The 21,447-nt window shown below is 65.2% G+C and carries 21 protein-coding genes; 13 read left to right on the forward strand and 8 right to left on the reverse strand.

Annotated features, from left to right (window positions below):
* Positions 1–149: 149 nt before the first annotated feature.
* A complete protein-coding gene (locus RI03_RS02655; RefSeq protein WP_026046392.1) occupies positions 150–419 on the forward strand; it encodes a DUF5597 domain-containing protein in 270 nt (89 codons plus the stop codon).
* Positions 420–459: 40 nt separating this feature from the next.
* On the opposite strand, the gene RI03_RS02660 is transcribed toward RI03_RS02655, so the two are convergent.
* A complete protein-coding gene (locus tag RI03_RS02660; protein WP_010215002.1) occupies positions 460–1,371 on the reverse strand; it encodes a helix-turn-helix domain-containing protein in 912 nt (303 codons plus the stop codon).
* A 128-nt stretch (positions 1,372–1,499) separates the two neighbouring features.
* On the opposite strand from RI03_RS02660, the gene pobA reads away from it, so the two are divergent.
* The 8 genes from pobA to pcaF all read left to right on the forward strand — a co-directional run bounded on the left by pobA (position 1,500) and on the right by pcaF (position 9,021).
* A complete protein-coding gene (gene pobA, locus RI03_RS02665) occupies positions 1,500–2,681 on the forward strand; it encodes a 4-hydroxybenzoate 3-monooxygenase (protein WP_010215004.1) in 1,182 nt (393 codons plus the stop codon).
* 13 nt (positions 2,682–2,694) lie between these two features.
* On the forward strand, positions 2,695–3,405 hold the full coding sequence (locus tag RI03_RS02670; RefSeq protein WP_010215006.1) for a CoA transferase subunit A: 711 nt from the start codon (positions 2,695–2,697) through the stop codon (positions 3,403–3,405).
* Entirely contained in the window at positions 3,405–4,067 is a 663-nt protein-coding gene (locus RI03_RS02675; RefSeq protein ID WP_010215008.1) for a 3-oxoacid CoA-transferase subunit B, read from the forward strand. The genes RI03_RS02670 and RI03_RS02675 overlap by 1 nt, the downstream gene beginning before the upstream one ends.
* Complete coding sequence (pcaH, locus tag RI03_RS02680) at positions 4,064–4,780, forward strand: protocatechuate 3,4-dioxygenase subunit beta (protein WP_010215009.1); 717 nt, start codon at positions 4,064–4,066, stop codon at positions 4,778–4,780. The genes RI03_RS02675 and pcaH overlap by 4 nt, the downstream gene beginning before the upstream one ends.
* Positions 4,781–5,131: 351 nt before the next feature.
* On the forward strand, positions 5,132–5,470 hold the full coding sequence (gene pcaG, locus RI03_RS24440; RefSeq protein WP_238542205.1) for a protocatechuate 3,4-dioxygenase subunit alpha: 339 nt from the start codon (positions 5,132–5,134) through the stop codon (positions 5,468–5,470).
* Between the two features lie 6 nt (positions 5,471–5,476).
* Positions 5,477–6,619, forward strand: a complete 1,143-nt coding sequence (locus tag RI03_RS02690) for a lyase family protein (RefSeq protein WP_010215012.1) — start codon at positions 5,477–5,479, stop codon at positions 6,617–6,619.
* A 4-nt stretch (positions 6,620–6,623) separates the two neighbouring features.
* The gene (gene pcaDC / locus RI03_RS02695; protein ID WP_010215013.1) at positions 6,624–7,811 is read left to right on the forward strand and encodes a bifunctional 3-oxoadipate enol-lactonase/4-carboxymuconolactone decarboxylase PcaDC; all 1,188 of its coding nucleotides are present in this window, start codon (positions 6,624–6,626) and stop codon (positions 7,809–7,811) included.
* Positions 7,812–7,815: 4 nt separating this feature from the next.
* The gene (gene pcaF, locus RI03_RS02700) at positions 7,816–9,021 is read left to right on the forward strand and encodes a 3-oxoadipyl-CoA thiolase (RefSeq protein ID WP_010215014.1); all 1,206 of its coding nucleotides are present in this window, start codon (positions 7,816–7,818) and stop codon (positions 9,019–9,021) included.
* A gap of 102 nt (positions 9,022–9,123) precedes the next feature.
* On the opposite strand, the gene RI03_RS02705 is transcribed toward pcaF, so the two are convergent.
* The gene (locus tag RI03_RS02705; protein WP_010215016.1) at positions 9,124–9,927 is read right to left on the reverse strand and encodes an MBL fold metallo-hydrolase; all 804 of its coding nucleotides are present in this window, start codon (positions 9,925–9,927) and stop codon (positions 9,124–9,126) included.
* A gap of 107 nt (positions 9,928–10,034) precedes the next feature.
* Here RI03_RS02705 and RI03_RS02710 point away from each other — a divergent pair, with 107 nt between their 5' ends.
* Positions 10,035–10,247 (forward strand): hypothetical protein, encoded by a 213-nt coding sequence (locus RI03_RS02710; RefSeq protein WP_010215017.1) that lies wholly within the window; start codon positions 10,035–10,037, stop codon positions 10,245–10,247.
* A 198-nt stretch (positions 10,248–10,445) separates the two neighbouring features.
* On the opposite strand, the gene RI03_RS24445 is transcribed toward RI03_RS02710, so the two are convergent.
* The 4 genes from RI03_RS24445 to RI03_RS02730 all read right to left on the reverse strand — a co-directional run bounded on the left by RI03_RS24445 (position 10,446) and on the right by RI03_RS02730 (position 14,995).
* A complete protein-coding gene (locus tag RI03_RS24445; protein ID WP_010215018.1) occupies positions 10,446–10,766 on the reverse strand; it encodes a glutathione S-transferase C-terminal domain-containing protein in 321 nt (106 codons plus the stop codon).
* The gene (locus tag RI03_RS24450) at positions 10,742–10,978 is read right to left on the reverse strand and encodes a glutathione S-transferase family protein (protein ID WP_010215019.1); all 237 of its coding nucleotides are present in this window, start codon (positions 10,976–10,978) and stop codon (positions 10,742–10,744) included. Before RI03_RS24450 ends, RI03_RS24445 begins: the two co-directional genes overlap by 25 nt.
* 238 nt (positions 10,979–11,216) lie before the next feature.
* Complete coding sequence (locus RI03_RS02725) at positions 11,217–11,951, reverse strand: glycosyltransferase family 2 protein (protein ID WP_010215020.1); 735 nt, start codon at positions 11,949–11,951, stop codon at positions 11,217–11,219.
* 92 nt (positions 11,952–12,043) lie between these two features.
* Positions 12,044–14,995: a TonB-dependent receptor domain-containing protein gene (locus RI03_RS02730; RefSeq protein ID WP_238542206.1), complete on the reverse strand. Its 2,952-nt coding sequence runs from the start codon at positions 14,993–14,995 to the stop codon at positions 12,044–12,046.
* A 154-nt stretch (positions 14,996–15,149) separates the two neighbouring features.
* On the opposite strand from RI03_RS02730, the gene RI03_RS02735 reads away from it, so the two are divergent.
* Genes RI03_RS02735 through RI03_RS02745 form a run of 3 tightly spaced genes read left to right on the forward strand, consistent with a single transcriptional unit; the run spans position 15,150 to position 18,174 of the window.
* Complete coding sequence (locus RI03_RS02735) at positions 15,150–16,463, forward strand: extracellular solute-binding protein (protein ID WP_238542207.1); 1,314 nt, start codon at positions 15,150–15,152, stop codon at positions 16,461–16,463.
* On the forward strand, positions 16,460–17,341 hold the full coding sequence (locus tag RI03_RS02740; protein WP_010215023.1) for a carbohydrate ABC transporter permease: 882 nt from the start codon (positions 16,460–16,462) through the stop codon (positions 17,339–17,341). Before RI03_RS02735 ends, RI03_RS02740 begins: the two co-directional genes overlap by 4 nt.
* Entirely contained in the window at positions 17,332–18,174 is an 843-nt protein-coding gene (locus tag RI03_RS02745) for a carbohydrate ABC transporter permease (protein ID WP_037514672.1), read from the forward strand. The genes RI03_RS02740 and RI03_RS02745 overlap by 10 nt, the downstream gene beginning before the upstream one ends.
* Here the strand turns inward: RI03_RS02745 and RI03_RS02750 are convergent.
* Both RI03_RS02750 and RI03_RS02755 read right to left on the reverse strand, forming a co-directional pair.
* Positions 18,164–19,264 (reverse strand): ABC transporter ATP-binding protein, encoded by a 1,101-nt coding sequence (locus RI03_RS02750; protein ID WP_010215025.1) that lies wholly within the window; start codon positions 19,262–19,264, stop codon positions 18,164–18,166. The genes RI03_RS02745 and RI03_RS02750 overlap by 11 nt on opposite strands.
* Before the next feature lie 151 nt (positions 19,265–19,415).
* Entirely contained in the window at positions 19,416–21,368 is a 1,953-nt protein-coding gene (locus RI03_RS02755) for a M61 family metallopeptidase (protein ID WP_026046395.1), read from the reverse strand.
* Positions 21,369–21,447 lie beyond the last annotated feature (79 nt).

The following is a 21,447-nucleotide window of genomic DNA, read 5'->3' on the forward strand; positions in this document are numbered from 1 at the left end:
GGCCCCGATCGGGGCCCTCTTCGTATCGTCAGCCTCGCATCAACAATGGCCTGCTTTTACTCCGCCCCGCTGGCCTGGAATGCGACCGGCGTTGACACATAAGCGTTCCGACCGAAAAGCGCGAGCGGCGCGCCCAGAATATCGGCAACGTGGCGTCGGACCTGACCGATACGCGGCCGATGGGGCTCGTCATTCAGCTCGGCAAGGACGAGTTTCTGGTCGTAGGCCAGGACATCAAGATCAGCTTCGCGCGTAAAGCCGGTAATCGTGATGACGTAGAGTTGGCCAGGGTCGAAGAAGGCCGGTTCGTCGATGGGCGCTGGGTGCCGGGGCGTGTCATCAATGGTGACGAGCGGTTGAGCATCGTCCCGTCCGACCGTTTCGGCATGACCCGCATCAGGCTCCTCCCGGCACCGTAACGAGGTGTGCTGGCGCGTTAGTGATCCGGAGGCCGCCGCGCTAGACCTGCATGGGTTCGTCATTCCGGGTATCCCGTCCGGTATCGCGCTGTTGGCGGTACCGCGTGGGAGACATCCCGGAATGACGGCTGAAGAAACGCGTAAAATAGGCGGGATCGGTGAAGCCGAGCGCGTAGCCGATCTCCGCCACCGACAGATGCGAATAGAGCAATGCGCGCCGGGCCTCTAGGATCGCACGCTGATCGAGCATGGCTGCGGGTGAACGCCCCGCAATCCGGGCGCATGCCATCCGCAGGCTGGTCTCGCTCGTGCCGAGGTCGCGAGCATGGGTCGCGATGCTTTCACGCAGGCGGAAGCGGTCCTCGATACGAGCACGAAAACGGGCGACCAAACTGGCATATTGCCCGCGATCGAGCGCGGGAGCGGTATCGCTGGCAGGCAGGACCCGCAGGGACACGACAAGCATCGCGAGCAGCGCGGCCTCCACTGCGGCATAATGGCCTTTGGTAGACCAGGCGACTTCCTGACGCAGCGTTGCCATAAAGTCGGACAAGCGGGCTACCGCTGCGGTGTCCGGAGTGACCGCGCGGGGACGGTCGAAGACTGATTCGACGTCCGGGTGCCGGGCGGCAAGATTTTCGAAATACGTCCGGGCGAGCGTAAGCACCGAACCAGACGATTCCGTCGTCCAGTGGAAGCCGTGGATGACGCCTGCGGGGACCAGCAGCAGTGCCGGTGCATCGAAGTGCATGGCGATATCCTCAGCCCGCATGGCCCCACCGCCCGACGTGATCAGGAACATCTGGACCAGATCTGCGTGCGCATGTGGTTGGATCGTCCATTCGCTCGGTCGCGATCGATCGTCCAAGTGTTCGACGTGAATGAACCCATCGGCGACTGCACGGTGCGGTTCTCCGTAGAGGTAGAAGCTCGGGACAGCCAGGGTCGACATGCGAGCACCATAGCGCCTTTGCTGGATAATCCAAAATATCGGTTGTCTGTGGCATGGTCCGAAGCATTGGACGCGCGCACCATTCGGACAAGAGCGGATCGAACCGCTGGCGAGAGGATGGACACAGGATGCGCACCCAGGTTGCGATCATCGGCGCGGGCCCCGCGGGCATGTTTCTCGCGCATCTGCTACGCCGCGACGGCATCGACGCCGTCGTCATCGAACGGCGCGACCGTGCCTATGTCGAAGGTCGGGTGAGGGCAGGCGTGCTCGAGGAGGTTACCGTCGACCTGATGCACCGGCTCGGTCTGGCCGAGCGCCTGGTTCGTGAGGGTTTGGTGCATGGCGGCACGAACCTTTCACTCGATGGCCGACTGTTCCGCATCGACATGGCCGCGCTGACCGGTGGATCGACCGTGACGGTCTACGGCCAGCAGGAGGTTATGCGCGACCTGTTCGACGCTGCCGAGGCGCGCGACCTGTCGATCGTCTGGAACGCCATGGACGTAACGCTCGACGGTCTGGACGGCGACCGGCCATCGGTGTCCTGGCAGGCGGACGGCGCGTCGCATACGCTGGACTGCGACTTCGTCGTCGGGTGCGACGGTTATCACGGCGTCAGCCGCGCAGCGATCCCCGCCGACGTGCTGAAGACGTTCGAACGCGTTTACCCCTTTGGCTGGCTCGGCATCCTGGCAGACGTGCCACCGGCGGATCACGAACTCATCTACGCCAATCACGAACGGGGTTTTGCGCTCGCGTCGATGCGCTCGGCGACGCGGAGCCGCTATTACATCCAGTGCGGCGTCGACGAGAACGTTGCGGACTGGTCCGACGATCGGTTCTGGGACGAGCTGTGCCTGCGTCTGGGTCCGGAGACCGCGGCGAAGGTCACGCGCGGGCCGTCGTTCGAGAAGGCGATCGCACCGCTCCGGTCTTTCGTGTCGGAGCCGATGCGCTGGGGCCGGCTGTTCCTGGCGGGGGATGCCGCGCATATCGTCCCGCCGACCGGGGCCAAGGGCATGAACCTCGCCGTGTCCGACGTGACGATGCTGGGCGAAGCGTTTGCGGAGCATTATGGCGAACGCTGCGATGCGGGGATCGACGGCTATTCGGCGCGCGCACTGGCGCGGGTCTGGAAAGCCGAGCGCTTCTCGTGGTGGTTCACCTCCGTCACGCACCGCTTTCCGACGATGGATGGGTTCGACCGACGTATCCAGATGGCCGAACTCGATTATATTCGCGGGTCGCAGGCGGCGCAGCGGACGCTTGCCGAGAACTATGTCGGTCTTCCCATGACAGCAGCGTGAAGGATCAAGCGGCATGAAGAACAAGGTGTACGAGACTCCCGCTGCTGCGCTCGACGGACTGCTGTTCGACGGCATGACGATCATGTCGGGCGGGTTCGGCCTGTCGGGCAATCCCGAAAGCCTGATCCCGGAGGTGCGCGCGTCCGGCGTGCGAGACCTGACCGTCATCTCGAACAACGCCGGAGCTGATGGCTTCGGCCTGTGGATGCTCCTGGAATCGCGTCAGATTGCGAAGATGATCTCGAGCTATGTCGGCGAGAACAAGCTGTTCGAACAGCAATATCTCAGCGGTGAACTCGCGCTGGAACTGACGCCGCAGGGGACGCTGGCGGAGCGCATCCGCGCTGGGGGTGCGGGGATCCCGGCCTTCTATACGAAGACCGGGGTCGGCACCGTCGTAGCGGAGGGCAAGCCGGTCGAGACGTTCGATAGCGAGGCGTATGTCCGCGAGACGTGGCTGCGCGCGGATCTGTCGATCATCAAGGCATGGCGGGCGGACCCGGCGGGCAATTTGATGTTCCGCAAGACCGCGCGCAACTTCAACCCGAACATGGCGACGGCGGGCAAGGTGACGGTGGCCGAGGTCGAGGAGATCGTACCCGCCGGCAGTTTCGATCCCGACTGCATCCATACACCCGGCATCTTCGTCGATCGCATCGTGCTGTCGACGATCAACGAAAAGCGGATCGAGAAGCTGACGGTCCGCGAAACGGAGAGCGTGTGATGGGTTGGACCCGCGAACAGATGGCGGCGCGTGCGGCGCAGGAACTGCAGGATGGCTTCTACGTCAACCTCGGCATCGGGATCCCGACGCTGGTGGCGAACTATGTTCCCGACGGCCTCGACGTGACTCTGCAGTCGGAGAACGGTATGCTCGGCATCGGGCCGTTCCCGACGCGCGACGCGGTCGATCCGGATCTCATCAACGCCGGCAAGCAGACGATCACCGCGCTCCCGACGTCGAGCTTCTTTTCCAGCGCCGACAGCTTCGCGATGATCCGTGGCGGCCATATCGACATGGCGGTGCTCGGTGCGATGGAAGTCGCCGCCAATGGCGACATCGCCAACTGGACGATCCCAGGCAAGATGGTGAAGGGGATGGGCGGCGCGATGGACCTGGTCGCGGGGGTGCGCAAAGTCGTGGTCGTGATGGATCACGCCAACAAGGCGGGCGAGCCCAAGATTCTCGAGGCATGCACGCTGCCGCTTACCGGCAAGGGCGTCGTCGACCTGATCATCACCGACCTCTGTGTGCTAGCCTGTGACAAAAAGGCGGGCGGTCTGACGCTGGTCGAACTGGCGCCGGGCGTAACGCTGGACGAGGTACGGACGAAGACCGGTGCGGCGTTCGACGCCCGTGCCTTCGCGCAAGGGAGTGCGGCATGACCGATGTGATCGGCTACTCGCCGGAAGAGCCAGGTCTGTCGCCCTCGCTGCACCCCGACTATCGCTCGACGGTCGACCGCAGCCCACGCCAGCCGTTGATCGCGATCCCGCCGACCTTGACCGAGACGACCGGTCCCAGCGCGTGGGACCGCCTGATGGTGGGACCCTCGGGGATCGACCTTGCCGCGCAGCATCCGGGCGTGCCGCAAGGGCAGCGGATCATCGTCTCCGGCCGCGTACTCGACGATCGCGCCCGCCCGGTGGCCAATACCGTCATCGAGATCTGGCAGGCCAATGCTGCCGGGCGCTATATCCATTCGGCGGACAATTGGGACGCGCCGCTCGATCCGAACTTCACCGGGGCTGGGCGTGTCGTCACCAATGACGAGGGGCGGTACAGCTACGTTACGATACGACCTGGCGCGTACCCGTGGGGCAACCACAAGAACGCATGGCGCCCGGGCCATATCCACCTGTCGCTGCTCGGCCCTGCCTTTGCGACGCGGCTCGTGACGCAGATGTATTTCCCGGACGATCCGTTGATCGAGATCGACCCGATCGCCAACGCGATACCGATGCCCGCCCGCCAGCGGATGGTCGGCCGCTTCGATATCAACAGCACGAAGCCCGCCTGGGCGCTCGGCTATCTTTTCGATATCGTGCTGAAGGGGCGCGACGAGACGCCGTTCGAGGATCACGACCATGACGAGTGAGATCGCTGTCGAAGATCGCGAGACCGCGCCGCGGTTGGACAATCAGGATCCCGCCATTTTCGGACAGACGCCGTGGCAGACGGTCGGGCCGTTCTTCCATTACGGCCTGCCGTGGAAGGGCGGTGCCGATCTGGTCGGCAAATCCGCCATGGGTGCTCGACCCGACCTGTTCGGCGAAGAGCATTACGTCCTCAATCTGTCGTCGCCGACCGGCACGCCGGAGGGCGAGGTGATCGAGATCGCGGGGCAGGTGTTCGACGCGAAGGGGATGCCGATTCTCGATGCGATGATCGAGATTGGCAGGCGAACGCCGTCGGTCGCTATGCGAGTACGGACGATCCGCGCGACGCGGTGCCGATCGATCCGCATTTCCTCGGCTTCGGCCGCGCGTCGGTCGACCCGGACGGCATCTACCGGTTCCGCACCATTCGCCCGGGGCGCGTGCCGGGGCCCGGCAACACGTTGCAGGCACCGCATCTGGCGGTGTCGGTGTTCGGGCGCGGTATTCTGAAACGGCTCGCGACGCGGCTGTATTTCGCCGACGGCGAAGGCAATGACCATGATCCGGTGCTGAGCGCGGTACCGGCAGACCGTCGCAAGACGCTGATCGCGCACCAGCGGGACGACGGCCGCTGGTGGTTCGACATAAGGTTGCAGGGCGACGCCGAGACGGTCTTCTTCGCGGTATGAACTCCAATGACTGATCTTCTCCGCACCCGCCCGGCGACAACGCCGGCGATGCTGGCCGTCTTCGACGACGATGCGACCATCGCGCACGCCCTCGCATTCGAAGCTGCTCTTGCAAGAGCGCAGGCGACCGAAGGCGTGATCTCCGGGGAACTCGCGCGGGCAATTGTCGACGCCTGCACATCAACGGCGATCGGCGCTGCCGAACTGGCCGAGGAAGCGGCGCTCGCCGGTACGCTGGCGATACCGCTGGTCGCTCGTTTGCGTGCCTCGCTCGGTGGCGATGCCAAGAACGCGGTACATAAGGGGGCGACCAGCCAGGACGTCGCCGACACCGTGTTGATGCTGCAGGCGCGGGCAGCGACCGCGCTGCTACTCACGGACCTCGACCGCATCGTGGATGCCCTTGGTCGTTTGGCCATGCATCACGCCGAAACACCGGCGGTCGGCCGCACCTTGTTGCAGGATGCGGTGCCCGTCGCGTTCGGTCTGCGGATCGCGCACTGGATGGTCGGTGTCGCCGATGCGGCCGAGCGGCTGCGGCGCGACGTCGAGGACAATGCGCGAATCCAGCTTGGTGGGGCAGCAGGGACGCGCGCCGGGCTCGGCGGCGCAGGTCTGGCCGTCGCATCGCATATGGCGGAAGAACTCGGCCTCGCCGCGAGCGAACCCTGGCACGCGCGCCGGATCGGCATCGCCGCCATCGGCACCAGTCTGGCCATCGCGATCGGCGCGATCGGCAAGATGGCGCGCGACCTAGCGCTTCTGTCGCAGAATAGCGTTGGGGAAGCGCGTGAGCCGGCGGTCGCGGGCCGCGGCGGATCGTCGGCCATGGCGCACAAGCGCAACCCGACCGGCTGCCAGATCGCGCTGTCGGCTGCGCTGCGGGCGCCGGGTCTGGCCGCGACGCTGCTCGTCGGCCTGCCGCAGGAGGAAGAGCGCGGACTGGGCGGCTGGCAGGCGGAGGGGCCGGTACTCGCCGACCTGTTCCTGCTCGCGGCCGGCGCGGCTGAGGCGATGGCGAGCGTCGCTGAAGCGTTGGAAATCGACGAAGACGCGATCGCGCGCAACCTCGCGAACGCTGGCATCGGGACCGATATCGGCGAAAGCGCGGCGATCGTCCGCGCGCTCGTCTCCAGACACGAAGGATAACGCCATGCCATTCGCGATCCGGGAGGACGTACGCCTGTACTGGAAGCTCGACGGCGCCCCCGACCTGCCCGTGCTCGTCCTGCTCAATTCGATCGGCACCGACATGGCGCTGTGGGAGACCTGCGTCCCGCATTTGCTGCCCGCCTTCCGGCTCCTGCGGATCGACATGCGCGGGCACGGCGCGTCGGACGCACCGGGTGGTGACTATAGCCTGGCGATGCTGGCCGACGACGTCGTCGCCGTCATGGACGCCGCAGGGATCCAGACGGCAGCCGTTGCCGGTGTCTCGCTCGGCGGGATGATCGCGATGGAGTTGGCGCTGACTCACCCGACGCGGGTTACCGCGCTGGCTCTGATCTGCACGTCGGCGGCGATGGATACCGACGCATGGCGTGACCGGATCGCGGTCGTGCGCACAACGGGTACGGCGGCCATCGCCGATATGGCGATGGGCCGGTTCCTGTCGCCGCGCTTCGTGGCAACGCATTCCGGCGCGGCCGAAAGCGTGCGGCGGGGCATGATCGCGATGGCCGATGCCGGCTATGCGGGTTGCGGTGCCGCGATCCGTGACATGGCGCTGATCGATCGGTTGCCGGCGATCGGTGTCCCGACGCTGGTCATCGCGGGCGACCGTGACGTCTCAACACCGTTTGCGGGGCATGGCGAACGCATCGTGGCCGCATTGCCCGACGCGCGCGTGGTACATCTCGACGCCGCCCATCTCGCGCCGATCGAGACGCCTGCCGCGCTGGCAGCAGCGCTTCGCGAGTTTCTGAAACCGGCCGATACCCAGGATGCCGCAACCACCATGTTCGAGGCGGGCCTGCTCAACCGGCGTCGCATACTCGGCGATGCGTGGGTCGACGCTTCGCTCGCCAAGAGGACCGAGTTCACCGCCGATTTCCAGGCGATGATCACGCGGATCGCGTGGCATGAGATCTGGGGCCGGCCTGGTCTCGATGACCGCAGCCGTCGGTTCATCGTGCTTGCCATCACCGTGGCGCTCGGCCGCTGGGAGGAATTCGCGCTCCACGTCCGAACCGGATTGATGCGTGACGGCTTCACGCGCGAGGAGCTCAAGGAAGTGCTGATGCAATCAGCGATCTACGCGGGCGTTCCTGCCGCCAACACCGCCTTTGCCGAGGCGGGCAAGATCATCGCCGAACTCGACTCCAGCGACAGCAAGGGCTGAACATATGACCGATGCTTTTCTGTGCGACGCGATCCGCACCCCCATCGGCCGATTGAACGGGTCGCTCGCCAGCATCCGCGCCGACGACCTGGCCGCCATCCCCATCAGGGCGCTGATGGATCGCAATCCGGGCGTCGACTGGGGGGCGGTGGATGACACGATCCTCGGCTGTGCGAATCAAGCGGGCGAAGATAATCGCAACGTCGCGCGCATGGCCGTGCTGCTTGCCGGATTGCCCGAGACGGTGTCGGGATCGACGGTCAACCGTCTGTGTGGTTCGGGCCTCGACGCGATCGGGTCGGCAGCGCGGGCGATCCGCAGTGGCGATGGCGCGTTGATGATCGCGGGCGGTGTCGAGAGCATGACGCGTGCCCCCTATGTCATGGGCAAGGCGCAAAGCCCCTTCGATCGGGCCCAGAAATTGGAAGATACGACCCTCGGCTGGCGGTTCGTCAATCCGGCGATGCGGCACGTCTATGGCGTCGATTCGATGCCGGAAACGGGCGAGAACGTTGCCGACCAATGGCGTGTCAGCCGCGAGGATCAGGATCGCTTCGGCCTTGCCAGTCAGGAAAAGGCCGCCGCCGCGCAGGCAAGCGGACGGTTCGCCACCGAGATCGTGCCTGTCACGACTCCACAGAGGAAGGGCGATCCGATCGTCTTCTCCGCAGACGAACATTTGCGCGCAACCAGTCTGGAGGCGCTCGCGAAGCTCAAGCCGGTCGTGCGGGCGGACGGCACCGTGACCGCTGGCAATGCGTCCGGTCTCAACGACGGCGCAGCCGCGACGCTCATCGCGTCCGAAGCCGCAGCGGCGCGACATGGGCTGACCCTCCGCGCGCGGATCGTAGCAATGGCCGCGGCTGGGGTTGCACCCCGGATCATGGGCGTGGGACCTGTCGAGGCCGCGCGTAAGCTGATGACATTAGGTGGGATCACGCTGGACCAACTTGACGTGATCGAGTTGAACGAGGCGTTCGCCAGCCAGGCAATCGCGACGCTCCGTGATCTCGACATCGATCCGTTCGATGACCCACGCGTCAATCGCAACGGCGGTGCAATCGCGCTCGGTCACCCTCTCGGCATGTCGGGCGCGCGGATCACGATGAGTGCGGTCGAGGAACTTCACCGTACGGGTGGTCGCTACGCGATGGCCTTCATGTGCGTCGGTGTTGGGCAGGGGATCGGTTTGTTGCTCGAACGGGTCTGATGTTCTTAGGATCGGTCGACCATCAGGATAATCGATTGGAATATGGCCGACGCAGCACTTCCTTGTCGTGGGACAGCGCGCGGTGATCGAGCAAGCCGATCTTCACGGTCTCTCGTCGCGAAGACACGCGACATAGTGCGCCGCAGACTGAGCGACGACCTTCTTGGCGTCGTGACCGATATCCTGGCCCGCGAACGCCCCGTAGACGCGATCGAAATCATAGGCGTCCAGGCGTGCAGCGATGTCGACGACCTTTGCGGCCGGTAGCGGCAGGAGATTGGGATAGCTCCACATGAAGGAGACGCGATCCGCGCCGGGCGAGACCTGAACAATGTCCCCCGCGAAAATGACTCCGCGATCCTGCGAGCAGTGCAGGACCGTCCCGCCTGCAAAATGACCGCCGAGCCGGACCACGGATACGTCCTGCACGATCGACAACGACTCACCGCTCCAGAAACGAATGTGGGGACTGTCGCGCATCACCCACTGACGGTCGTCAGCGTGCAGAAATATCGTCGCGTCGAACGCAGATGCCCAGTCCTGCATCGTCGTGTAATAATGCGGGTGGGAAATAGCGATCGCGTTGATGCCGCCTAGCTTGCGAACCAGCGTGACGGTCGCGGCATCCAGGCAGGCCAGGCAATCCCATAAAATGTTGCCGTTAGGGGTAGTGATCAGAAAAGCCCTTTGGCCGATCGCGAAACGCGGCTCGGTTTGAATACTGAGGACGTTCGGCGCAATTTGCCGCCACGTATTGGCATGGTCGCGATGCAGATCTTGTTCCGTGGTCCAACGCTGGCCTTTAACCGGGACGAACTGGCGCTCATCGTTGCAAATTTCGCACCGCTGCGGTGGCGCGGCAAGGCTTGCGTACGAGGTGCCGCATGCACTGCAGAGGTGGATCATAGGTCTCGTTCTCCAAGCTTATGCCGATCGGGTGGCAGATCGCGCTATTGAGCGAACGACATCATGGCCAGCGCCGCATGACAAAGCCGCAATCAAAGTCCGGACATATGGCCGCCTCGATCAGCGAAATGCAGACCTTCGTAAACCCTATCCAACCGAGGACTGTCCACCTAGGGCACAATCTCTGGCGTTCTGCGGTGCCGATCGGGCAGGCGCCGAAGGTCGACTCTTGGCAAGATCTGCCGTTCGACACGTCGCTGGTGAACGGCAGAAATGTCCCAGATATCGTCGTTCTAGGGGTGCTGCGGGGCAATCGCTGAACCGATGAATGAATGTCCGGAGTTGTGAAGCGCAAGATGAATGCTGAGCGTCCATGATTGGGTCTTCCGTCACTCCGTTAGCTAGCGCGAGGCGGCAGAGCTAACCAGTCGAGTGACAGGCCACACGTGCCGACCAGACCGATGCCAGACACGCAGTTCACACGCCCGGGTCTCGGGCGATCCGGTTACTATCGGGCGTCAGCCCTGAAGGGCGTTAATCGCCAGCTGCGCTGCGAATGCTCGTTGGTAGGCGGGTCGTGCTTCAGCGCGTGCGACGTACGCTGCGAGCGCTGGATACTCATCAAGATACAGCATGCGGTAGCGCAGCAGCACCGACGCCATCATCAGGTCGCCCGCGCTGAAATGCCCGTCGAGCCATTCGCCGTCGCCAAGAGAGGCAGCTAGCTGTCCCAGCCGCATCCGTGCTCGGTCCTCGACCAGCGGCAGCCGCTCGCTAGCCCACGGCTGGTCCTTCTCGAAGATCCTGGCGATCGTCAGGTCGAGGATTGGGGGCTCCATCGTACTAGCGCCGCGAACATCCAGGTAATTGCCCTTGCCTTGGCGTCCGCGTCCTTCGGCAGCAGGCCCTCGTGGCTCTGCGCGATTTGGAGGACGATCGCTCCCGTCTCAAACAGGGTAAGGTCGCCAATTTTTAAGGTCGGTATTTGGCCGAAGGGGCTCCGCGCCAAATGATCGGGTTGCTTCAGCGCCGCGAACGACACGAGCCGCACGTCGTATGCTCCTCTACCTCCTCGAAGCCCAACGCACGCGCGTGTCGCGCGCTAGGCCTTACGGCCGTCCGGAGACTTCTCGAATGCCGTGATTGTCGGGGCCATTGCGCTGCTCCTTGCCAACATGACGATACACCGCAGCGAAAAGATTGTGAACGAATGTCTGCTGTTGAGAACCGCCCCAGAATCTCCAAATGACCGCATCTGGGTCATCGCCGCATTTCACTATCGAGCTGCCTCAGCTGTTGAGGCCCGCCAAATACGGGTGCGCAAGCACGCGCAGCGCGTTGCGTGCACTTATGTCGGTATCGCCGACCAAACGACTGCCCGCTACGGTGCGGTAAAGCGCGACACAATGATCGATCCTGGCGAAACGGGCACCGGCTGCGGCCGCGCGGGTATAGAAATCCCAGTCGTTGCAATTGTGGAAGCTGGGATCGAAGCCGCCGATGTGTTCGACGATGGCTCGGGAAACGATCGACCAGCTCGGGCCCACTACTCCGCCGCTGGCAAGGCCACGGCGGATGCAGTCTCCATTCCACCCACATTCCGGGTCGCCGGGTGCCTCGTGCCCCTCGACACGTGCAAAATGTCCGACGACGATCTCGAACGCACCATGCCCGGTGCCGTCGAGCAACGCCTGTGCAGCGCCCGGCAGCCAGACGTCGTCGCTGTCGAGGAACGCGATCCAGGGGGCGTGCGAAGACCCCGCGCCGGTATTGCGCGCTTGGGATGCGCCGACATTGCGCGGCAGGACGACCGCCTCGACGCTAGCGTGCGTCGTCGCGAGAGTGCGGATGACGGCGGCGCTGTCATCGCTCGAACCATCGTCGACGATGATAACGCGCCGTGGCGCAGGGGCCTGCGCCAGGACGCTCTCGACTGCATCGGTGACGACATGCGCGCGGTTGTAGCAGGGAATCACGACGTCGTAGGTCGGGCGCGCGGTGTCGAAAAGCGGGGCAGGGTCCATCCTCGTTTCTCTGCCAGCTTTGTCGGGGGGATCAAGCGACCTCCCGTCCTTGACCATTCCCGACCCGCCCGGCACGCGCGGCTCGGGACCTCTTATCGAAACTTGCCGGTCCGGATTTTCACCCCGGTATAAAGATAGCGTCCTACTGCCGAGATTGGCTGGTTGATCGCATTGCCCGGATCGGGCCTCTGGTCGGTCAGGTTCTGTACGCCAGCATAGATCGAATAGGCGCGGCCGACGTCGAGCGCGATCTGGAGATCGTGTTGCCACAATTCGCTGTAGCGCAGCTGCGCCGCCGGCGCGTAGTTGGGGTCATTGTCGGTGGTCAGCTTGTCGACTGTCCGGGTCGCGTCCGCCCAGCGCAAATTGTAGCCGATCGTGAGGCCGCCCCGCGTCCAGCTCGGCGACAGGTTGAAATTAAACTTCGGCGCGCCGGGCTGATCGACACTGTCGGTAGCCACAGCGCCCGGCGTCCCGACGAACTCGAGCCGGTGGAGGTAACCGCCGACCAGCCGGAAATCGAACGTCCCGAGCTTGCCTGCCCGAATGAGATAATCGATGTTCAGGTCGGCGCCGGCGGTGCGGAAGCGCGAGACATTCTGCGGCTGGACCGAATAGCCGCTGATGATGCCGGTCCCCTGCGTGCGCGTGATGGCGGCGCAGAACGGATTGGCGACCGCGGGCTGATCAACGCACAGCGACGCAAGCTGCGAGGGGGCCGGTGTGCTGATCGCGCCGCGCAGGTCGATATCGTACCAGTCGAACGACGCGGTCAGCCCGCGCAGGAAGCGCGGCCGCAGCACCACGCCAGCGGTCCAGGTTCGCGCCGTCTCGGCCTTGAGCGCCGGGTTGCCCGAGCGCGTCCCCACGACGTTGCTCGCGGTCTGTAGCGCCGGCGAGATCGCCGCGCCCACTGCCGACAGGACGGCCGCGCAATTGGCTGCGCGATATTGCGTTCCGTGGCCCAGCTCATTGGGCGCGCAAGGGTCGATGAAGAAGTTCGAATCCCCGCTGAGCGGCTGGAACAATTCCCCGATGTTGGGCGCCCGCACCGACTCGCCATAGGAGCCACGGAAGCTGATGTCGCGCACCGGCGCATAGACCCCGTTGACCTGCCAGGTGGTCGTGTCGCCGATCGTCGAATAGTTCGAGAAGCGGTACGCCGCGCCGACCGACAGCGTCTCGGCAAGACGCTGGCCCGTGAAGATCGGCGCGTTCAGCTCGCCGAACGCCTCCTTCACGTCGAACCTGCCGCCCGACGGGACGACCAGCGTCGGTTCGGTGAAGGCGACGAAGCGGTTGTTGATAAGATTGTCGCTCGGTTCGAACGCGCTCGTCTCGCGGCGGTATTCCCCGCCGACCGAGAATTGCACCGGCCCGCCGGGCAGGGCGAAGAACGCGCCGAAGTCGCCGCTGATCGATGCGTTGGCGACCTGTTGCGTGATCCGCGCGAAGCTGGTGTCGTCGACCTGGAAATAGCGCAGCGCCGCCGGGCTGACCGGCCCCGCACCGAACAGGCTGACCGGAACGCAGCCGGGGTCGCCGCCGGTCAGGTTGCTGCGGCAGACCGGCTGGCCGGTGGCGGGGCTGGTGACGACGGCGAGCGCATTCGTGTAATTCGCGGCAAGTAGGTTGTTGCGCTTGGTGATGTCGACGTCCGTGCGGCCATATTCGAAATAGGCGTCATACGTCGCATGGTCACTGATCCGGCCGGTGACGTCGAACACGCCGCGATAGGTGCGGCGCAGGTCGGTCTCGCCATGGCGGCCATAGTCTATATTGTCGCGCGTCACGGCGACCTGCGTCTGTCCGGCGGCCAGCGCCGCGGCGCGGATCGACTGGGGTATGAACGGATTGTCGAGCGTGATCGGCGCGCCATAGGTGCCGATGTAATAATCGAAGGTGGTCGCCTTGGTCTGCGCGTATTTGGCCTCCACCGAGACCTTGAGCGCGTCCGAAACGTCATAATGCCCGAGCAGGTTGACGTCGTGTCGCTCGATCCGCGGCGCGAGGTCGCCCGAATAGAAGCCCGCGACGGGGGTATCGTCACCCCCGGTCGAATAATAGGCCGCAGGCGTGCCGTGCTGATAGACCTGGCCGAGTCCGTTGAAATTTGGCGTACCGCTGCCCGTCGCATCGACCGCGCCGATCGGCGATTCGTTGGGATAGCGCAGGTTGCCGACCAGGATGTTGTGCGGCGCCGCCGGGTTGGTCGCTGCGGCGTCGTTGGGGATGAGATACTGCCGCTGGTCCGCCCGCAAGTAGGACCGATCGTCGTTCTCGAGCCGGTCGTCGGCGTTATATTCATAGGCCAGCGTCAGATTGCCGCGGCCGCCCGCGAAACTGTGCCCGGCCGCAATCGAGGCAAAGCGATTGCCGGCGTCGCCGCGCGACGAGATGCCGAGTTGTCCGCGCGCCGCGATTCCGTCGAAATCGCGCTTGAGGATGAAATTGACGACGCCCGAGACGCCGTCCGCGCCGTAAACCGCCGACGCCCCGCCGGTCAGCACGTCGACCCGCTCGATCAGATCGGTCGGGATGCTGTTGATGTCGACCGCGGCGCTGTTGGCTTCCCCCGCGACATGGCGACGGCCGTTGACGAGGACCAGCGTCCGGTTGGTGCCTAGGTTGCGCAGGTTGAGTTCGTTCAGCCCGGCCGCGCCGAACGGATTGGAATAGACCGCATTGCCCCCCGAGGTCTGCGTGGAATCGCGCGAGCCCGTCAGCGCGGGGACGCGCTGGAGGAAATTGGTGATGTTGGTATTGCCCGACTGCTGGATCGCGGCGGCGGTGAACGCGGTGATCGGGTTTGGCGCGGCGAATTCGGCGCGCGCGATGCGCGAGCCGGTCACCACGATGTCGGTGCCTTCCGCCGCGTTCGGCGCAACGGGTGTGGAAGCCGGCGGTTGCTGGTCGCTCGCGGAACCGTTCGATGCGGCGCCGGGCGGCGGCGGTGCTGGGACGGTTTGCGCTTCAGCGCCTGCGGTCCCGAGGCACAATGCGGTGCCGGTCAACAAACAGCGGCGATACACAGCCAGCAACATAAGACACCCCTCTTACACACGGTTCCTGCCACCCGGCGATACACCCGGGATGGCGTCGGCTCACCTTTATGGTCTTGCCGCCGCACCGCCTCTTGCGGACATTACCGGATCTGGGGAATGATCCGAATCAATATTTTCAGATCGTTTCCTGTTGGTGAGCCGTGAAACCGGGGATACCCTGTCGGGACGGACAGACCGGGAACGCGATATACCGAGCTTCGACACGCCCGTTGCACGCCGCACGCTGCTCGCGCTGGGCGCCGGTCTTGCGCTCGACGGATGCGGCGCGTCCGGTCAAGGTCTGCGATGGTGGGCGATCGGTACGCTCGGCGAGAACGCGCCCGAGCTACTCCCGGGCTTCCGCAAGGCGTTCGGCGTGGCGGTCGCGGTTCAGGCGCTGCCATGGACCGGCGCGCATGAAAAGCTGCTCACCGGGTTCGCCGGCAATTCGCTGCCCGACGTGATGATGCTCAACAGCGCGTGGCTGCCGGAGTTGACCCTGATCGGCGCGGTCGCGCCCCCCGCGGCGCGTTCGCCGCTGCTCAACGATCAGGTCGGGGGCGCAGTCGCGTCGGTCGAGGTCGCTGGGCGGGCGATGGCGGTGCCGTGGACGGCGGACAGCTGGGTGCAATTCTATCGTCGCGATCTGCTTGCGGCGGCGGGCTATGCGGCCCCGCCGCTTGCCTGGAGCGAATGGATGCAGATGGCGCGGGCAATCAAGCGCCGTCAGCCCGACCGCTTCGCGACGCTGCACCTGCTCGACTGGCCCGAACCGTTGTTCGCCTTTGCCGCGCAGCAGGGGGTTCCGTTCCTGCGCGATCACGCGACGCGCGGCAATTTCTCGTCCGACGGCTTCCGCACCGCGCTCGGCTTCTACAAGGGGATCTTCGACGAACGCCTTGCCCCGGTGACGACCGGGGCCGAGGCAGGCGATACCTACGTCGCCTGGCGACATGGCCGGTTCGCGATCCTGCCGTCGAACGCGACGTCGATCGGCGATCTGCGGCGTCGCACGGCGCTGCTGCCGCGCGATCTGTGGGACGTCGCGCTGACCCCGGGGCCACGCGGGGCCGGGGCCGCGATGGCGCGCGGCACCAGCCTCGCCGTCAGCCACGCCGCACGCGACCCTGCCGCCGCGTGGGCGCTGGTCCGCTACCTGTGCGATCCCGCGATCCAGCGTCGCGTCTACGCCATCACCGGCGATCTCCCGACGCGACGGAGCGCCTGGCAGTTGCCCGCCCTGCGCACGGATCCCGTGTCGGCCACCTTCGCGACCCAGATCGCGCACAGCGTCGCACCGCCCGCCGTGCCCGAATGGGAACGGATCGTCGCCGAGGTTCAGCTCGTTGCCGAACACATGGTGCGTGGTGACTATGGCGTCGATGCTGCCACGGTCGAAATGGACAAGCGGGTCGATCGCATTCTCGAAAAGCGCCGCTGGCTGGCCGACCGAGGCCGCGCGGCATGACCCGTCAGGCGCGCGCCGGGCTCGGCTTCGTTCTCCCGGTGCTGATCGGCACGGTGCTCGTGCTGGTGATCCCGACGGTCGGGGCGGCACTGCTGAGCGTCACCGATTTCGATATCTATGCGCTTGCCGATGTCGCCAACCTGCGGTTCGTCGGGGCCGGCAACTACGCCGAATTGCTCCGGATGCCGTTGTTCTGGCGCGCCGTCGGGAACACCGCCATGTTCACCGTGATTGGCGTTCCCGCCGCGATCGCCACGTCGCTCGGCGTGGCGTTGCTGATCAGTTCGGCGACGGTGCGATGGAAACCGGTCTGGCGCGTGCTGCTGTTCGCGCCCTATGTCACGACGCTGGTCGCAACCGCGGTGGTCTGGCGCTACATGTTCGACCGGCATACCGGACTGCTGAATTATGCGCTGTCGCTGATCGGCATCGCGCCGGTCGACTGGCTGGGGGATCCGCGGACGAGCATTCCCGCGACGCTGATCTTCATCGTGTGGAAGGCGTTCGGCTATAACATGCTCGTCTTCATCGCCGCGCTGTCGACCGTGCCGCAGGAACTTGCCGAGGCGGCGCGGCTCGACGGCGCGGGGGCGTGGGCGCGCTTCCGGCATGTCACTCTCCCCGCGATCGGTCCGGCGTTGCTGCTCGCAGCGGTGCTGAGCGTCGCCAATTTCATCCAGATCTTCACCGAACCCTATGTGATGACGCACGGCGGCCCGGCACAAAGCACGGTGACCGTCTTGTACTTCATGTTCGATCAGGGATTTACCTGGTGGAACCTCGGCATGGCCTCGGCCGTCGCGATGATTCTGTTCGTCGTCATCCTGCTGGTGACGGCGGTGCAGGCGCGGCTGGGACAGAGGAACGAATGGTGGTGAATGCCGGCAGCCTGGTGCGCACTGCGCTTGTCGCCCTGCTTGCGCTGGTCGCCGTGCTGCCGCTGCTGTGGATGGTCAACGTATCGTTGATGGCGCCTGGCACCGCCGCGACCTTTCCGCCGCCGTTCTGGCCGGCGCATCCGACGCTCGCCAATTACCGCGAGCTGTTGCTGCCGCACCCCGGCGGCCTGACCAGCTACCATATCCTGCCCGCGCTGGGGAACAGCGTCGTCCTCGCGTCGCTCACCACGATGCTGAGCCTCCTGTTGTGCGTGCCCGCAGGCTATGCCTTCGCCAAGCTGCATTTCTGGGGCCGCGCGCGCATGCTTCAGGCCTTGCTCGCGCTCGCCGTCGTGCCGGCGCAGGTCGCGATGCTGCCGCTTTTCCTGATGCTCAAGTCGGTCGGATTGGTGAACACCTACGCCGGGGTGCTCGCGCCGTGGCTGGCGGGCGTTTACGGGGTGCTGTTCATCCGCCAGGCTACGCTCGCGATTCCCGACGAGATGCTCGACGCGGCGCGGATCGACGGTGCTAGCGAAGCGCGCATCTTCCTGAGCGTGGTGCTGCCGCTGCTTCGCCCCGTGGTCGTGACGCTGGCGCTGTTCGCGTTCCTCGCAAGCTGGAGCGATTTTCTGTGGCCGCTGATCGCAATCACCGATCAGCAGCATTACACGCTTCCCGTCGCGCTCGCGGCGATCAGTCGCGAACATGGCGGGGATACCGAACTGATGATGGCGGGGGCCGTGGTGACCACGCTTCCGGTTCTGCTGCTGTTCCTCGCCTTGCAGCGCTATTATTTCACGGGAATCCTCGGCGGCAGCATCAAGGGGTGATCGCGAGCGGTCGGGCGTAGACAGTACCGTCGCCGTCGAACAGGAGCGCGTCCGACGCGGCGATCGCGAAGCGCAGCGTTTCGCCGAGCATGACGTGGCGGTCGTGCGGCAATTGCGCGACCAGATGCGCCGTATCGCCACCGTGTCCGAGATGCGCGAACGACAATGGCCCCAGCCGCTCGAACAGTTCGACCCGCCCCCCGAACACGCCGTCCGGAGCGGGATGGAGATGCTCGGGCCGGACGCCGAGCGTGGCGGGGGCATCGACGGCGCTTTGCGGGACCACCGCATCGATCCGGCAGATCCCGCCATCCGGGAGCGCGACGGTCACGACGGTCGGCTCTGCGCGCACGATCCGCACGGGCAGCAGATTGATCGCCGGCGAGCCGATCGCCGCGGCGACGTGGATCGTGGCGGGCGCGCGATACAGGTCGAGCGGTGCACCGACCTGCTCGATGCGGCCCTGCGCCATCACGACGATCCGGTTGGCAAGCGTCATCGCCTCGACCTGATCGTGCGTCACGTAGATCATCGTCGCACCGAGGCGCTGGTGCAGCCGCGCGATCTCGTGGCGCATCCGGACCCGCAACGCGGTATCGAGGTTGGACAGCGGCTCGTCGAGCAGCAGGACCGCAGGATCGCGAACGATCGCGCGGGCGATCGACACGCGCTGCCGCTGTCCCCCGGAAAGCGCGCTGGGACGTCGATCGAGCAACGCCTCGAGTTCGAGCGTCGCGGCGACGGCGGCGACCTTCTCGGCGACCACCTGCTTCGGGAGCTTCGCCATGCGCAAGGGGAAGGCGATGTTCTGCGCGACGGAAAGATGCGGGTAGAGCGCATAGGACTGGAACACCATGGCGATGCCGCGATCCGCCGGCTCGACTGCGGTGACGTCGCGGCCGCCGATTTTGATCCGGCCGGCGCTCGGCGTTTCCAGCCCCGCGATCAACCGCAATAGCGTCGACTTGCCGCACCCCGATGGACCGATGATGACGATGAACTCGCCCGATGCGACCGAGAGATCTGTCGGATGCAGCGCGGCTGCCGCACCGAAGGTCTTGGAAAGATGCTCGACGACGACGCTGCTCATCGGCACGACCGTAACCGTGGTCCCACGCCGGTCAACTCACGACGCGGATCCGGCGCGCGCGTTCGCTTCGATGCCTCCTGGCCCGATGGCGTGTAGACAGCCGCAACCGACGATATTCCCGCTTTGGTCAAGCTGACCCGACAAACGTGCGTTACCCTCTTGATCGGTACAATGCGTCGAGCGTGCTTGGCCCTTTGCCCGTTCGCACCAGATGCGGGTAGCGAAGGCCCCCGGTCCACGTCACGGCGACGGTTCGGTAGGTCTTGCCCTGCTTGATCAGGAGCGTGATCGGCTTCCCATCGTTCTTGGCCCGCGTGATCGCGGCCTTCAGGCCATCATCGTCATAGGCATCGCCATCGACTGCGGTGATCTTACTGCCGACGCTGAGCCCGGCCGCGAACGCCGGGCCGTTCCAGATCACCCCGGTCACTGCGCCATCCTTGCCGATCCTCAGGCCGAGCGAGTAGCTCAAGTCGAGGGTCTCGCTGGCCTTTTCGCGCGCCGTCCAGACACGGCCAGGCTGGTCCGAATAGGTCAGCGCGTAACCACCACGCGCCAGCCCGTCGAGCGGTGGCTGCGGTGTGCGCTCATCCACGCGGGCGTGGAGGAAGCCCGCCCAGTCATAGGGTTGGACCTTGTTCAAGGCCGTGACGACATCTTCGAAGGTGTAGGTTAATTCGCCCCAATCGCGGTCGCGTACGCCAAAAAAGGCCTTGGCGAAATTGTCAAGCGAGCGCTTTCCGCCCGACTTTTCGCGGATCAGGCTGTCGGCGTCGAGCCAGATCAACTGACCTTCTTCATAATAGGCTTCATCGCGCTGGTAGCTCGGGAACGGCTCGGGTCGACGGTTGGACAGGATTTCCTCGTTGGTCGTGTCGACCAGTGGACGCCAGTTGCGCCCGACCTGCGCCGCATAAGCGGCTGCGGTCTGCGCCAGGGAATCATAGGCATCGTCGCGCGAGATCAGTCCGGCCCGGGCGGTCAGGACCTTGCCCCAGAACTGCGTCTGGCCCTCATAGACCCATAACAGGCTGTTGCGCATCGGCGTGCGGTAATCCGGCGTCCATAGATCGGCGGGCCGACGAAACTTGCCATTCCAGCTGTGGGTGTATTCGTGCGCCAGCAGATCGCGTTCGGCGACGCCGTCGTTCCAGTTGAGGAAGCTGTCCGGTGCCATCTGGTCTTCGGACGAGCGATGATGCTCGAGCCCGACACCGGTCAGCACGCGATCGCTCAGGGCGACGAGGAAATCGTAGTGACTGTAATGCTGGGCACCGTAGAGCTTGGTCGCCTGATCGACCATTGCGCGTTCGAGGGCGAGCTGTGCCGGGGCTATGGCCAGCTGATCCGGTCGGTCGGCGACCATATTGAGCGTGACGTCGGGCGATAATTGCTCGCTACGGGCAAAGCGGCCCGCGAAGACGGGTGAATCGGCCAGCGTATCGAGCGCGACCGGCTTGTAGTGAATCGTTCCGCCCGTGGCGGGCTGAACCGGGCGCAGCGCCGTCGCGGCGGTCCAACCGGCCGGAAAGGTCGCGCTAGGCTCGACCACGATCTGACGAACGTAATGGCCGGCCGGGTACAGCATCGTCGAGATCCACTCGAGCCCAAGGAGATTGGGGGACGTCACGACCTGACCCTGATCGGCGTCGGTCGCCGAAACGAAGTCGAACGTCACGTTGATCTCGCTTACGCCGGTCGGGACGTCGACGTGGAATGCGTACATGTCGGTCTGGTCGCGTCGCCAGGCGAGTATGCGGTTACCGGCGTGAAACGTCAGGCCGGCGACCTTGTCGATCTGGCCTTGCGGCGCATGCGCTCCCGGCAACCATTGCGGATAGAGCAGGACGATCGGCCCCGCCTTGACCGGAATGGTTTCCGACACGCGGAACACGCCATGCGCGACGTCGGTGGCATCCACGGCGATCTTTAGTGACCCCGGATACGGCAGATCGCGCGGGGGCGGTATGCTGTCGGTTGGCAGCGTCTGTGTCGGCTTGCTCGTGCCGGTGGTCGCGGACGAATCCTGCGCGACGGCGGAAGCCGAAACGAACGGTGCAACCATCAGGAGGGAGAGGCGGGCAATCGAGGATAAGCGCAGCATTGCAAAGCCCTGCGCACGAAAAAAGACATTGTCCAGTCCCCGCTCGCCTGATCCTGCTGACCAGCCGATTGGTCTTATC

Source organism: Sphingomonas sp. PAMC 26621, assembly GCF_000251145.1.
Taxonomy (GTDB): Bacteria; Pseudomonadota; Alphaproteobacteria; order Sphingomonadales; family Sphingomonadaceae; genus Sphingomonas.

What these genes read in the sequence shown, in the direction of transcription:
- RI03_RS02730 (WP_238542206.1), bottom strand. Translation starts at nt 14,995, where the DNA reads ATGTTGCTGGCTGTGTATCGCCGCTGTTTGTTGACCGGCACCGCATTG.
- pcaH (WP_010215009.1), top strand. Translation starts at nt 4,064, where the DNA reads ATGACCGATGTGATCGGCTACTCGCCGGAAGAGCCAGGTCTGTCGCCC.
- RI03_RS02755 (WP_026046395.1), bottom strand. Translation starts at nt 21,368, where the DNA reads ATGCTGCGCTTATCCTCGATTGCCCGCCTCTCCCTCCTGATGGTTGCA.
- pcaF (WP_010215014.1), top strand. Translation starts at nt 7,816, where the DNA reads ATGACCGATGCTTTTCTGTGCGACGCGATCCGCACCCCCATCGGCCGA.
- RI03_RS02725 (WP_010215020.1), bottom strand. Translation starts at nt 11,951, where the DNA reads ATGGACCCTGCCCCGCTTTTCGACACCGCGCGCCCGACCTACGACGTC.
- pcaDC (WP_010215013.1), top strand. Translation starts at nt 6,624, where the DNA reads ATGCCATTCGCGATCCGGGAGGACGTACGCCTGTACTGGAAGCTCGAC.
- RI03_RS02670 (WP_010215006.1), top strand. Translation starts at nt 2,695, where the DNA reads ATGAAGAACAAGGTGTACGAGACTCCCGCTGCTGCGCTCGACGGACTG.
- RI03_RS24445 (WP_010215018.1), bottom strand. Translation starts at nt 10,766, where the DNA reads ATGGAGCCCCCAATCCTCGACCTGACGATCGCCAGGATCTTCGAGAAG.
- RI03_RS02660 (WP_010215002.1), bottom strand. Translation starts at nt 1,371, where the DNA reads ATGTCGACCCTGGCTGTCCCGAGCTTCTACCTCTACGGAGAACCGCAC.
- pobA (WP_010215004.1), top strand. Translation starts at nt 1,500, where the DNA reads ATGCGCACCCAGGTTGCGATCATCGGCGCGGGCCCCGCGGGCATGTTT.
- RI03_RS02750 (WP_010215025.1), bottom strand. Translation starts at nt 19,264, where the DNA reads ATGAGCAGCGTCGTCGTCGAGCATCTTTCCAAGACCTTCGGTGCGGCA.
- RI03_RS02705 (WP_010215016.1), bottom strand. Translation starts at nt 9,927, where the DNA reads ATGATCCACCTCTGCAGTGCATGCGGCACCTCGTACGCAAGCCTTGCC.
- RI03_RS02710 (WP_010215017.1), top strand. Translation starts at nt 10,035, where the DNA reads ATGGCCGCCTCGATCAGCGAAATGCAGACCTTCGTAAACCCTATCCAA.
- RI03_RS02740 (WP_010215023.1), top strand. Translation starts at nt 16,460, where the DNA reads ATGACCCGTCAGGCGCGCGCCGGGCTCGGCTTCGTTCTCCCGGTGCTG.
- RI03_RS02675 (WP_010215008.1), top strand. Translation starts at nt 3,405, where the DNA reads ATGGGTTGGACCCGCGAACAGATGGCGGCGCGTGCGGCGCAGGAACTG.
- RI03_RS02745 (WP_037514672.1), top strand. Translation starts at nt 17,332, where the DNA reads ATGGTGGTGAATGCCGGCAGCCTGGTGCGCACTGCGCTTGTCGCCCTG.
- RI03_RS02690 (WP_010215012.1), top strand. Translation starts at nt 5,477, where the DNA reads ATGACTGATCTTCTCCGCACCCGCCCGGCGACAACGCCGGCGATGCTG.